This window comes from Desulfovibrio sp. ZJ369, from assembly GCF_011039085.1.
Lineage (GTDB): Bacteria > Desulfobacterota > Desulfovibrionia > Desulfovibrionales > Desulfovibrionaceae > Desulfovibrio.
On record NZ_JAAKEI010000051.1, the window covers coordinates 1 to 12,701 of the forward strand.

Sequence of the window (12,701 nt, forward strand, 5' to 3'; positions counted from 1 at the left end):
GTGGTAATGTGACCGATGAGGTTATCAAGCAATACATTGCGCAACAGGAAGATGCTGATGAGACCTTCCGGATTGAGGGGGAATGACTTAAGCCTGCTTCAGCAGGAACCATACCGGCTTTAGCCGGTGGAGTGTTCAATTTATTTAGAAACCGTTTAGATTGCAGAGATGAAATTTGCATCTGAAGAAATCCGGAGAGTATTAACAATATGATGTAAATATGTTATCTCCCTCCAAAAGGAGGAGCCCATGGAAGCAAAGCCCGACTGCCCCAAGTGCCATGCCAGCACGGTATATCGAAGCGGAAAGATTCTGGGAAAACAACGGTATCGCTGCAAGAATTGTGGATTTCAATTTACTCGCACCACTCCACGGGGCCGCCCGGCAAGTGAAAAAGCCCTTGCTGTCACGCTTTATACCATGGGTCTGTCCCTGTCCGCCATTGCCCGAATTTTTCATGTTTCACCCCCCGCTGTGTTACGTTGGGTACGAAATTTTGCGGAACGTGTTTATGAAAAGCCTGAACCTGGTGAGGCCATTATTATTGAACTTGATGAAATGTGGCATTTTCTGAAGTCAAAAAAAAACAAACTTTGGATCTGGAAAGCCTATTGTCGTGATACCGGTCAACTCATCGACTGGGAATGTGGAGGGCGTGATCAGGCTACCCTCCACAGATTGATGGAGCGATTGAAAAAGTGAAAAGTCTGGCTTTACTGTACGGACAAGTGGAAGGTTTATCCTCTGGAGATAGCCGAAAATGATCTGCTTCAGGGGAAAAGTGGCACAGTCCGCATAGAAAGGAACAATTGTCGCCAGCGTCACTGGTTTGCCAGATTCCGCCGAAAGTCGGTCGTTGTTTCACGAAGTCTGCACATGGTTGACTTGACGATGGCTCTTTTTGCCAAGTTTCATGTAAATGGAACTCTGGATGATATTAAAACGTTATTTAGTTAATACTCTCATTTCCTGAAGCGTCATATCACCATTTTTATCAAGAAGGGCTTGCAATTCCCGAATCTCCTCGCATGAGAAACAACTTGGGCGATGGCCATTGGGTTTGGCTGATAATCGTTGGTTGTCACGGTAAGCTCTGACCCAATTGCAGATGCTAGCCGGGGTATAACCTAAAATATCTGCCAATTGCCTGGCTGTTGCTTTTCCATCAAGATACGCATGAACAGCCTTGGTTCGGATTTCTTCAGATCAAATTTCATCTCTGCAATCTAAACGATTTCTAAATAAAATAAAAGTGAAAATGCTCTAAAAAGTCAAAGGTAATCTGCTCTAGGGCGTGTTAGCACTATCCTATGTATTCTCAACTATTTTAAAGGGTTCAACGAAAATTCTTTCCCCGGCAGAATTACGAGGCAGGGTTCCGAAAAAACAAGACTTTTTCTGATAAGCGTGAACACGCCCTAGAGCAGATTGCTGTTGAAAACGGCAACCGCTCTGGCGGCCGCGGAGCGGACGCCCGCGCCGAATGAGCCTGAAAACCACGCTTTTCAGGCGCTTGTCCCGCTTGCGGGGACTTGTCCCGCTTGCGGGGAAATGATGGCAGCGCCGCTTTTGAAATTGAATAATTTCAAAAGCGAGTCGTGTTAGTTATATAACATAATGAAATATTTTATAAAGATATTTTTATAAAATATTTCTACCAACTCCAATACCAACATTCTTTCTGGCTTTCAGAGGACACTATCAACCTTCATCGGCCAGTCACCAGATGCCGGGCAGGTGAAATGCCTCCCGGCATTTTCATTTGCCATACGGCTTCATGCCACTTTACGAGGGCATCAGATTCTCGCCGCAATCCCGCACCACAGCAGCGCAAAATCCAAAGAATCTGATGTGGTAAATCATGTCAAGAGAAAAAACAGACTTTTTTGCCTTACATATAATACTTGGTTAGACGTGCGCGGATTTTTTCGGTCGCGGCCTATTCATCAGATAAGGAGTCCGCTTAAAAACCCGAGAAGAGTATTAACTAAATAATGTTTTAATATCATCCAGAGCTCCATTCACATGAAATCTGGCAAAAAGAGCCATCGTCAAGTCAATCATGTAATGATGGCCTCACCAGGCGCAGGCTTTTCATAAACACGTTTCGCAAAATTTCGTACCCAACGTAAAACAGCGGGGGGTGAAACATGAAAAATTCGGGCAATGGCGGACAGGGACAGACACATGGTATAAAGCGTGACAGCAAGGGTTTTTTTCACTTGCTGGGCGGCCACGTGGAGTGGTGCGAGTAAATTGAAATCCACAATTCTTGCAGCGATACCTTTGCATTCTCAGAATCTTTCCGCTTCGATATACCGTGCTGGCATGGCACTTGGGGCAGTCGGGCTTTGCTTCCATGTGCTCCTCCTTTTGGAGGGATATAACACATTTACATTATATTGTTAATACTCTCAAAAAAGTATCGCACAAAAAAACAAGCCTGTAACCTTTTTCCAGTTACAGACTTGAAAATAATTATAATTTTTCGCTGTATTGATCCACTGTTTGCATCCTGGATAGTACGGCATTCTGTGATTGGTTCGCATAGCAGTAGGCACAAAAATGCCGGCAGGTATTGTACGCGCCGATGTCCTTGCTGGGAGCGCAGCCGCACGGCTTCCTCTGGCCGCTGTCCTTGGGGCTCTTCGCGGCAAGCTGTACCTGAGAAAGGGAAGGGATATCCAAGAGCGAGCCTTGGATCGCCGTTCGCGTCGGTTTGCTGGCAGTCTTCTGGAACTCCGCACAATCCGGGCATAGCCGCAAGAGCAGATCAGGATCGATGCATTTGTTATGTTCAATGCCAAGGGCGTCCAAATCAAGTGTCTCGGCGCAGGTCGCAAGCTTCAGGCGGCCCGGCAAGGCGCGTTCAACCTCCACAATCCCCTTGGCGAGAGCAAGCATTTCTTCGTTGCTGGGCGCGCGAAAGCTCTTGTCTCTCTTACCGAGTTCCCTCTCTGTTTTTTTGTACCAGTCCACAAAGCTGAATACGAGTTTTTCCGTGTAGGGGGCTATCTCTCGTCCAATCGCGTAAAGCCTGTCGAGGGTGTTCTCTACAGTCAGACCGCCGCCAAGGATGACAGGATCGAAACGCCAGATGACACGATGCCGACCGATCTTTTCGGAAAGCCGCTTGAACAGCTCAATGCGCTGCGCAAGCCTGGGCAGGCATGGTTCAATCCCGGTCTCAGCGTAGTCGTTGAGCGTGTACTGGAAATAGAATTGATAGCCCCGCTCGCTCACCTTCGGCAGATAGGGTATCAGCGCGACGGGGTTCTTGCTCCAAAACACAAAAGCCCTGCACTGTTCAAAGGAAACGTATTGCCTCTGATGGGTGTTGAACGGATTTTCCCACACGCAGTACCCGGCCTTGAGCCTGTTCATGAACCATGCCGCGTGAAAGGCCGGAATGTCCGTAGCCCTGCTGGCAGAGATGACAAGGGGGGCAATGGCGGCCTGTCTTCCAGACGGCGTATCAACAAAGGTTTCTGGCCTTTTCATTAGCCCTCGCCTCCCTGAAGAAAACAGACAATCGGCCTGGCAGAGGTAGAGGTTTTGACAACCGAGAATGAGTATACAAGCTCAAGCTTGCTCAGTCGCCATATATTCGTGCAAGGTATTTTTTTACTTTATCAAGATGCATTTCCTTTAATAAATATTCTTTTTGGACTTTAGTATAGTAAGAGGGGATCATTTTTTCAAAAAAAAGTTCCCTGTTCAGATGGTAAAAAAGTTTCGCGCATTTGAGTGAATATCTTCTTAGGTTTATGTGTTTTTGGGGTCTTCCACTCATCCTTTTCGCGTAATGCGTTAAACATAGCTTGAATATTATTAGGACATTGTCTCTGCGCTTCAATAAGAGAAGCGCGCCTGAGCTTTTTGTCCTTGCTGCTATCGTGATCGTTCTCGTCAAAAAAGGACAACATTTGTTTGCAAAGTTCTTCCCATTCATCTTTTTTCACATCGGATGCGCTATCTTTCTTAATCGGCAGATAACCCTGCGGTATATGCTCTTCTCCTGCAGGCGTTTGCATATCCTCTCCGTCATTATTAACTGACTGCACCCCGTAATCATGCGTGCAATTTTGATCCGCTTCCTCTTCAGATGTCCGGATTGTTTCACGAGCGGCAGAGCCTTCATTTTTTGTAGGAATCAGAGGTTTCTGGAATATTTCTCCATAAAATTCCCTGTAAATCTCAGAGACATACTTGCTCTCAAGCGTGATAAGGTTATCTGTGAAATCACGCGTCAAATTAGCAAAACCGTTTAAAGCGCCATAAATTGAGAAGGCCAACCTGTACTCATACATCCCCTTAGATTGCATGAATTGAAGCAGCGTTTCCCAGTTATCCCCTTTTATAAGGACAGCCGCTATTGATGACAATAATCCATTATCCCAGCTCTGAGTGAACTCTTTTCCTGCCAGGTGCTGTATTAACTGGTTTAAATATGTACGGATATGACTATTTTCCCACTTGTCGCTACAGATATCCTTTGCTTTGTATGTGATCTCTTTAGCAAGATCTATTTTAAACGTGCCGACCTTTCCATCATACTTTGAAGAGCAGAATATATCATTCACCCAGCTTGTATACAAATCCTTCAAAAGGGCATCTTTAATGTAGTCGATACTTGATAAGCCGTTAGCAGAAACGATAATTTCGATCTCATTATCAACTGAAAGCGGTTGATGGGAATTTTTTATTTCCGATTGAGCCTTGCTCATTTCTTTATTAATCCATTCGATTGCCGGATTAACAGAATCTTCATTATCTCTCTTTGCAACTTGCTTGCCTTCTGGCATCTCTTGCAGATGGCGGAGTAATACGGAAAGTGACGGGGGTAAAATACCATGTTCTCTTAAGAATGTGCGTAAATCAGCACCATTTTGCCTGGAGATTTCCAGTATTCTTGTAGCCGCATCCTCTCTTTCAAATTCTTTATTAAAATCCTTGAATAGGGGAGTATGTGATTGTAATTTATCAAAAAGATCAGCAAGCCTTTTGCACTGCATTTCAGAAGGCATTCCGCTAGGATTAGAAATAATGGAATGAAAGATATTATTAATATCTCTTAAAATAGATAGTTTTTCAACTTTATCAGAAGAGCTCGAGAGAAACGCGCCAATGTAATACCCATACAATAATCCTTTCAATTTATTAATTTTTCTATCTTTATTTATCAGTTCCTCTTTTTGAGGAGAAGATGGAATGAAACCTTCACCAATAACGGGAAACGTTCCCTCATAATTATCTTCGACAATTATTTGTTCTTTATAAAGGCGAATCATTTTGGTTTCGCCGCTGCTTTCTGAATTGATCAAGGCTATTCGTTTATCTTCATCAGAGAAGAAAATAATCCTCGTGTGCCACTTATCAAGATAAATTGTGCGTTCTGACGTATAAACACCTTCTTGGATTTCAGCGAAACTTTCATCAGTACGGATTTCAATCAGCATGGGACGATCTTCAACATCGCTTTTCGGACGCTCGAATTTATGAGGACTCTTGTAGAGAACAATACTATCATCAAATTTGTTCTCTTCCACGGACTCCCAGCGCCGATAGCCAAAACCTCTTTTTTCGTAAAAAGATTTTGGAGAAATGCTTTCAGTCGAAAAAATATTATTAAAATTTAACGTACTCGTTGGGATATAATAGGTATTCATAACTATATCTCTTCTATGATGTCAGTTTCAGTTGTGAGATAACTGTCTTTTTCTACAGCCGAAAGAACTTTTGGCAATGTGTCGGAATACATAATATACAAATTCCGATATGTACGAGTTATTGCCACATAAAGGGCCTTGCATGTTATGCCTTTTTCGTAATTAAAAGATTCCATATATGGCAGGAATACTGTTTCAAATTGTAATCCTTTCGCACTGTGGTAAGTCATGATTTTAGGATTAGTTGACTTAAAGTTCAAGTTTTCCACATTGTTGCGCCATTCTTCAGCCTTATATTTTACTTCATAATCACCACCCAAAGCCTGTAGCTGTTCATAAATTTCTTTAACAATATTATTTGTCGGAAGAAGTATTGCTACATCTGTCATATTGCGATTACTTATCATTCTGTGGATGGCTTCTATCTGGTCTTCAGGCGAGTTATACTGTATAATTCTTGGAATCGTGTTTTCACTGCTTCTGTAAGTTGATTCTTCAAAAGAGTCCAAATCTACCCCTACCTGATGGGCAAGTCGGGCCACAGGTATCGGCAGGCGGTAATTTCTATACAGGGTAAAATCTTTCACTCTCGATCTTAACTGGGGAAATTCAAATTTTATTTCGTCGACTCGTAAAGTTTTCCTTATGTCCTCATAAATTGACTGTGCAGTATCCCCAAAAAAGTAAAATCCCTTTCTGGCCGCCTTGATAAATTCTTCAACCTCATCTCTCGTAAAATCCTGAATTTCGTCCACTATTATATAGTCTGCAGAGGGGCAATGCTGCCGATTTTTCCAGTCCCAATAGTAATAAAAATCATTCTCGAGGCCAAGTGCTTCTTTTCCAGATGACATATACCGACAGAGAGCCTTGGTGTACACAATAACTTTATAATCGTTTCCAAATCTTTCCTGGATATGTTGAGCCATGATCAGGGCAAGCACTGACTTTCCACTGCCCGCACATCCCTCCACAATGCACGACTTCTCCATCGTTGACGTAAGGAATTTAATTTGATCGTCATCAAGCTCAGATTCTATGATCATCCAGTCTTTTTTCATCATCAACCTCTCGGCTTGAGTATTCTCCAAAATATCTTACTTACATCGCCGCCCTATCTTTTCGGAAAGCCGCTTGAACCGCTCAATGCGCTGCGTAAGCCTGGGCAGGCATGGTTCAATCCCGGTCTCAGCGTAGTCGTTGAGCGTGTACTGGAAATAGAATTGATAGCCCCGCTCGCTCACCTTCGGCAGACAGGGTATCAGCGCGACGGGGTTCTTGCTCCAAAACACAAAAGCCCTGCACTTCTCAAAGGAAACGTATTGCCTCTGATGGGTGTTGAACGGATTCTCCCACACACAGTACCCGGCCTTGAGCCTGTTCATGAACCATTCCGCGTGAAAGGGCGGAATGTCCGTAGCCCTGCTGGCAGAGATGACAAGGGGGGCAATGGCGGCCTGCCTTCCAGACGGCGTATCAACAAAGGTTTCTGCCCTTTTCATTAGCCCTCGCCTCCCTGAAGAAAATAGACAATCGGCCTGGCAGCGGTAGAGGTTTTGACAACCGAGAATGAGTATACAAGTTCAAGCCTGATCAGTCGCCATATATTCGTGCAAGGTATTCTTTTCCTTTATCAAGGTGTATTTCCTTTAATAAATATTCTTTTTGGACTTGAGTATAGTAAGAGGGGAGCATTTTTTCAAAAAAAAGTTCCCTGTTCAGATGGTGAAAAAGTTTTGTGCATTTGATGAAATATCTTCTTAGGTTTATGGTTTTTTGCGGTCTTCCACTCATCTTTTTCGAGTAATGCTTCAAGCACAGCTTTAAGATTATTAGGATGTTGTCTCTGCGCTTCAATAAGAGAAGCGAGCCTGAGCTTTTTGTCCTTGCTGCTATCGTGATCGTTCTCGTCAAAAAAGGACAACATTTGTTTGCAAAGTTCTTCCCATTCATCTTTTTTTACATCGGATGAGCTATCTTTCTTAATCGGCTGGGAAGCCTTCGTCTTCAGTATTCTCCAAAATATATTACTTACATCATTTGCCTTTTTTGAATGGCTTATATAATAACACTCGTTAAAGTCTATATTTCTATCTATCATATCAGCCTTACCACATGATGTAACGGCGTTATCCATCATTATAGGCAACCATTCTTTTGAGATTTGATTGAAAGAACTAACATCAGCAACACATATTGTTCCAACATCAGATAACTTTGGTAAAAAAGCATTTAGAAAGTACTCATAAGGGTTTAATGTATTAAATTGTTGTTTTGTAACAAATTCTGAAATTGCCTTAAAGCTTATGATAAAATCAAATTTTTTCGTAATAAGATTATCGAGAATTTCCATATCATAAAAATCATCAATTTTAAGAGGTATAATATTGGTATTGATATCTACACAAGTTTCAGATGCTGTTGATGCTAAAACTCGCTCAAGATCTATTAACGCATATCTGTTCCCGTCAACAGCATATACATTAATCGTTTTTATATGAGGAATTTTTTGCGAAACAGCAAGAATGAATCCAACTATTTCACCGCCCGTTCCACATCCGAAGTCAAACAACGATAACTCGCTAATATCTTTGTATTCTTCATGTCTTTCAGAAAAATATTTTGAAAAAATACAGAGAGATTCAGCAAAACTACGCGGGAAATAGGTTCCAAGATATTTCTGAATTTCAGTTTTAGTCCACTCAAGCACAACAAAATCTTTGTATTGTGGCTCATACACTGCGGAAAGTTGGCTAAAAATCAAATCATCCAGCCACACCGGAATGCTTACTGAATTATTTTGAACTGAAGTAAATAGCTGACTCATAGCGTTTCTTTTCTCCCTGTGAGCAGAGTGAGGGACAATATGCCCCTTTTTTTACATAACGCCTTTTAGCCCCATATCATAAGCATTGCCAGCTATAAGCCTTCGATGCGTTTGCATCCGATACGTCAACTCTGCCGCCAGGCTGCTGCGCCATGCCGATTGGTTACCCCATTGCACGATTCTGTCAATAGACTGACTCAAAACGGGATGTCGTCCATGGAGCTTGCTGAGCGTTCCCACGAAGTACTGACAGAGGTCTCGCTTCCGGCAGGATGGAACGTCTGTTCGTCGTCCGAGGCGGCAGGACGGGAAGCTCTTCCGCCTGCGGCATCAAGAAAGCGCACGGAAACCGCCTTAATCTCGGTAATCGTCCGTTCCAGTCCCTGCTGGTCCTGCCATTTGCGCGTCTGTATCTTGCCTTCTATGCAAACGAGCCGACCCTTCGTAAGGTACCGGGCGCATTGTTCCGCCGTTTTCTGGAAAGCAACAACCCGGTGCCATTCCGTTTGTTCCGTCTTGTTTCCTGCGCGATCCGTGTAGGATTCTGTGGTAGCGATGCGCATGGTAACGACCTGCGCGCCGCTCGCCGTCCAGTGTTGTTCTGGATCGCCCCCCAGCCGGCCTATCAGAATGACTTTGTTCATTATTGTCTGTCCCCGAAAGGCTTCAGCTTGCCGTAACGGTCATAATAAGGATTGTAGTCGCGGATATCGTTGCCATGAGGAGCGTCGTTATAGTCATTCGTGTTTCTGGATCTGGAGTAGATTCTGCCACTGTCGTATATACGGTCGTAATAGTCGGGATTGTAATTAGGACTGTTCTCCTGAAAGGAGCGGAGAGGGTTCGGCATTTCCGTGCCTATGGGCTGCCATGCATAGCAGGGGCGACCTGAGCGGCAAACGCGAACGCGGCGATAAGAACGGACAGCTTTTTCATACGGATTCTCCTTGTGTTGATCCAATTCAGTATGTTGGTTTTCCCAGCAGAACGTATTTCTTCAGTCCTGCGCTGGGCCTTTTTCCTCGTCCGCGTCGGCTTGCTGTTCCTGTATCTTCCTCAAATATCTGCTCTGATGGAGCATCGCGCCTGTCCTCACCAGACTGTCGAAGAAGAGGAAGGCAAGCATGCCCCAAAGCCATCCCCAGACATAGACGAACAGAGCGAATATCGTCACGTTCAGGATGACCGTCGCAATGGTGCGGGCTGTTCTCCTCTGCGCCCAGGATATCTCTCCCGTTTTGGCGAAGAAGAGCTTTTCCAGGCTGAGCGCCATACCGCACATGACGACTATCGTGGCGAACTTGATACACTGGCAGAGCCAGAACAGGATGCTGGGAATGGTGCGTATCAATCCGAACGTTACATAAAAGGGAAGATAAACAAGTACCAGCAGGATCTTCAAAGGCGTGAGCGTTTCCAGTTCTTCCTTTTTCGCTCGGATGGACTCCTCAAGAAGCCGACCTTTGTTGTGGTTTTCCATAGTGTTCTCCAGAGGGAAAAGACTTTGACCTGCCGACATCACACCCCGCGTCTCTTCCATGTGTGGAACACGCCTGTTTTCTAAGCGGAACTGGAGCAGCTACACCCTTCGGGATTGCTCCTAGGAGGAATATTCCACTATAGCCGTTCCGTCTTCCACATAGCCTAGAACTAGCACAGGATGAGATGCTGGTGGTCGCTTTGAAAGCGACATCGAATTTTTCAGAAGATGGGCTTATCGTATGCGTACAGGGCGGCATTTATCTCGTCGAAATCGTATTTCTGATGGGAGATGAAGTATTCGACGATGACATCAGACAGAATGCTGGGAGAGAAAGCAAAACCTGCCTCCCGGAGCAGACTCTGCGTCTCCTCCAGAGGGAGTTCCATGGCAATGGCCAGAGCCATGACCGTTCGCTTGCTGGGGAGATAGTCCTTCTGGGTCTTTATTTTCGAGAACAGCTTGCGGTCGATATTCGCCTTTTTATACACGACGACTGGATCCAATCCCTTGGCCTCCATCAGACGCACAAGCTTTTCGCCGAAAGATTCTTCCGGCTTCATATACTTCCGGAACATTTCGACGGCATCTGGAGAAGAGCCGTAAACAGATTCTACCCGATAATGCTCCTGTGAGATTTTGGCTTCATGCTCTTCCACTCTCTGGATATCGCCCCATGCGAGGAACTTCCCCAAAAGGCCCCGATACCGCTTTTCACAGCGGAAGGTGTAATGGGTGTCGAGATAGGCATCGACATCCAGCAGAAGTGATTTCAAGTACATCTCTCTGACTTGTTTGTGTTTTTTCTTGGTGAGGGACATAGAAATCTCCGTAGAGATGATTTTAGGCTTTATGAGAATATAGCCCGCGACAAGGCGGAAAAAAAGCCGTGAATCTAGGCCGCGCTCAAACACTCATCCAGAGACGACACAAGGCATACCCCACGCCGTTTGGGTATGCCTTGTGCCATCTCTGGGTATATTTTGAAAACTTGTGGGTATCGCACGGAAGGAACGGGTTGTTCTCCTCCTTCCCGCAGGTCAGCGGCGTATCTCCAGCTGTTCTCCGAGGCCTGCTTTTACCTAGCTCGAAAAGAATTTATTAAATTTTTCGGAATCTGTGGGGCAGAGCGTGGGGCACAAATGCCCCACATACGAAAAAAGGACTTAGATTTTATCTAACCCCTTGAAATTCCTGGCGTCCACAGGGGTGGGATTTTCAGGGTGATTTCGGATGCTATTACACCAGGTTAGACAACATTTTTAAACGCCGTACCCGCAACTATACCCATCTGAAAAATATTTTCTGGGGCGGGGTTGGACGGCATCGACCATACTCCTAAGCCAACCGTTCGTTGGCGGCAAACGTTTTTCTCGCGTCTTTGAGCAAGAGCAGAAGCTGTTTCTCTCTGGCGGGGGATTTTACAAAGCCATATTTCATATAGAAGGCTTCCGCGATCTCATCCAGAGGATGTACGAGCATGGCACGCACGCCGACATTCTCTGCCAGATTGAGTGTCTTCAAAACAGCCTCCCGAAGCATGGCCGCCCCAAGGCCTTTTCCCTGCCATTCCTTATCGACGGCCAAGCGGGCAAGCAAAACGACAGGGATAGGAAATCCGCCCATACCCTTTGAAATTCGAGGTGGCGCATCTATGATATCAATCTGGCCCACCGTAAGGCTGAAATAGCCCACTACGGATCCAGTATTCGAATTTTCTACGACAAAGGTTCTCGCAGAGCCACTGGCATTCGCATGACGAGCGTACTGAACGAGCCAACCATTCAAAGATTCCACGCCGCAGTCAAACGATGTAAGATCGTGGCTGCTGCTAAGAGGTTGAGGGAGAAGCAGCATCATTCATCCCACGGAGATTTCGCATCACGCAGCCCCTGTAGACCTTCAGTTTCCACTGCCGGAGCATCCAGCAAGCGCAAAATATCTTCCCCGACTTCGGAAGAGACCAGAAAGAGCCGCTGATCGAGCAAAGTCTGCTCGGCCGTACGGCAGGCACTGTCCAGAATAAATTCCGTAAGCGACTTACGAGAACTGGCCGCAGCACTCCGGAGCAGGTGCTCCTGCGCGGGAGTAGCCCTAAGCCCGATGCGGCCGGAGCGCGACGAGTTGTTGATTGCGATAGCCATATCAATTCTCCTTTTGGGATATGTTAGTACATTGAACGTACACTGACAAGACCATCAAAACGACTTCCCCAAAAAATTTTTATAATTTGCCTGAGACAAGTAACAAACACAAACCTACCTCAAAAACGACTACTATTACGTTATAGTCATACTTTTATATGGGGCATTGTTCTTTGTATTACCAAAATAATAAATTTATTTTTTAATTTAATATAAAAATATATACTCAACTATTCAAAACTAATTATATAATATTACTCTTTTTAATATTGTTGTTGGCTTATACATATTTAAATTTATACAAATATTAGAATACAAATATGCTTTTTAAAGAAGCAACTTCTTTTTTATTGTCCCACTCAGGGAGGGGTAACCCCCCCACCTTTAGGTGGTGGCTTTAGCGTTTCTTTTGTAGAATGTGGGCATGAGCAACTATCGTAAAGGCTCCTACAGTGTTTTCTCAATTCACTTGCACCTGGTCTGGATAACCAAGTACCGGAAAAAGATTTTGTCAGGCGACATCGCCCAAAGGGCCAGGTCGCTGATACGCGGTATTTGTGAGAAACATCAGGTGGAAATAC

At 44.7% G+C, this 12,701-nt stretch carries 10 protein-coding genes and 1 pseudogene; 1 reads left to right on the forward strand and 10 read right to left on the reverse strand.

Annotation, left to right across the window (positions count from 1 at the left end):
- Nucleotides 1-249: 249 nt before the first annotated feature.
- A pseudogene (locus G7Y51_RS11935) lies at nucleotides 250-957 on the forward strand (IS1 family transposase).
- Between the two features lie 1,521 nt (nucleotides 958-2,478).
- Here G7Y51_RS11935 and G7Y51_RS11950 read toward each other — a convergent pair.
- The 10 genes from G7Y51_RS11950 to G7Y51_RS11995 all read right to left on the reverse strand — a co-directional run bounded on the left by G7Y51_RS11950 (nucleotide 2,479) and on the right by G7Y51_RS11995 (nucleotide 12,120).
- A complete protein-coding gene (locus G7Y51_RS11950; RefSeq protein ID WP_165177786.1) occupies nucleotides 2,479-3,501 on the reverse strand; it encodes a DUF1848 domain-containing protein in 1,023 nt (340 codons plus the stop codon).
- Between the two features lie 197 nt (nucleotides 3,502-3,698).
- Nucleotides 3,699-5,669, reverse strand: coding sequence for a hypothetical protein (locus tag G7Y51_RS11955; protein ID WP_165177788.1), 1,971 nt, complete (start codon nucleotides 5,667-5,669; stop codon nucleotides 3,699-3,701).
- Nucleotides 5,670-5,671: 2 nt separating this feature from the next.
- The gene (locus G7Y51_RS11960) at nucleotides 5,672-6,733 is read right to left on the reverse strand and encodes a 3'-5' exonuclease (protein WP_165177790.1); all 1,062 of its coding nucleotides are present in this window, start codon (nucleotides 6,731-6,733) and stop codon (nucleotides 5,672-5,674) included.
- 33 nt (nucleotides 6,734-6,766) lie between these two features.
- Nucleotides 6,767-7,171, reverse strand: coding sequence for a DUF1848 family protein (locus G7Y51_RS11965; RefSeq protein WP_165177792.1), 405 nt, complete (start codon nucleotides 7,169-7,171; stop codon nucleotides 6,767-6,769).
- A gap of 197 nt (nucleotides 7,172-7,368) precedes the next feature.
- Entirely contained in the window at nucleotides 7,369-8,496 is a 1,128-nt protein-coding gene (locus G7Y51_RS11970; RefSeq protein ID WP_165177794.1) for a hypothetical protein, read from the reverse strand.
- Nucleotides 8,497-8,693: 197 nt separating this feature from the next.
- On the reverse strand, nucleotides 8,694-9,143 hold the full coding sequence (gene ssb, locus G7Y51_RS11975) for a single-stranded DNA-binding protein (protein WP_165177802.1): 450 nt from the start codon (nucleotides 9,141-9,143) through the stop codon (nucleotides 8,694-8,696).
- A gap of 350 nt (nucleotides 9,144-9,493) precedes the next feature.
- Entirely contained in the window at nucleotides 9,494-9,976 is a 483-nt protein-coding gene (locus tag G7Y51_RS11980; RefSeq protein ID WP_165177796.1) for a hypothetical protein, read from the reverse strand.
- Between the two features lie 221 nt (nucleotides 9,977-10,197).
- A complete protein-coding gene (locus G7Y51_RS11985) occupies nucleotides 10,198-10,797 on the reverse strand; it encodes a helix-turn-helix domain-containing protein (RefSeq protein WP_165177798.1) in 600 nt (199 codons plus the stop codon).
- Nucleotides 10,798-11,314: 517 nt separating this feature from the next.
- Nucleotides 11,315-11,836 carry a GNAT family N-acetyltransferase gene (locus G7Y51_RS11990; protein WP_165072988.1) on the reverse strand — a complete coding sequence of 174 codons (522 nt, stop codon included), beginning with the start codon at nucleotides 11,834-11,836 and terminating at the stop codon, nucleotides 11,315-11,317.
- Complete coding sequence (locus tag G7Y51_RS11995) at nucleotides 11,833-12,120, reverse strand: DUF1778 domain-containing protein (protein WP_165072990.1); 288 nt, start codon at nucleotides 12,118-12,120, stop codon at nucleotides 11,833-11,835. The genes G7Y51_RS11990 and G7Y51_RS11995 overlap by 4 nt, the downstream gene beginning before the upstream one ends.
- Between the last annotated feature and the right edge of the window lie 581 nt (nucleotides 12,121-12,701).

Excerpts from the sequence above, each read along its gene's own strand:
- G7Y51_RS11970 (WP_165177794.1), bottom strand. The coding sequence starts at position 8,496 with ATGAGTCAGCTATTTACTTCAGTTCAAAATAATTCAGTAAGCATTCCG.
- G7Y51_RS11995 (WP_165072990.1), bottom strand. The coding sequence starts at position 12,120 with ATGGCTATCGCAATCAACAACTCGTCGCGCTCCGGCCGCATCGGGCTT.
- G7Y51_RS11980 (WP_165177796.1), bottom strand. The coding sequence starts at position 9,976 with ATGGAAAACCACAACAAAGGTCGGCTTCTTGAGGAGTCCATCCGAGCG.
- G7Y51_RS11955 (WP_165177788.1), bottom strand. The coding sequence starts at position 5,669 with ATGAATACCTATTATATCCCAACGAGTACGTTAAATTTTAATAATATT.
- G7Y51_RS11990 (WP_165072988.1), bottom strand. The coding sequence starts at position 11,836 with ATGATGCTGCTTCTCCCTCAACCTCTTAGCAGCAGCCACGATCTTACA.
- G7Y51_RS11960 (WP_165177790.1), bottom strand. The coding sequence starts at position 6,733 with ATGATGAAAAAAGACTGGATGATCATAGAATCTGAGCTTGATGACGAT.
- G7Y51_RS11950 (WP_165177786.1), bottom strand. The coding sequence starts at position 3,501 with ATGAAAAGGCCAGAAACCTTTGTTGATACGCCGTCTGGAAGACAGGCC.
- G7Y51_RS11985 (WP_165177798.1), bottom strand. The coding sequence starts at position 10,797 with ATGTCCCTCACCAAGAAAAAACACAAACAAGTCAGAGAGATGTACTTG.
- G7Y51_RS11965 (WP_165177792.1), bottom strand. The coding sequence starts at position 7,171 with ATGAAAAGGGCAGAAACCTTTGTTGATACGCCGTCTGGAAGGCAGGCC.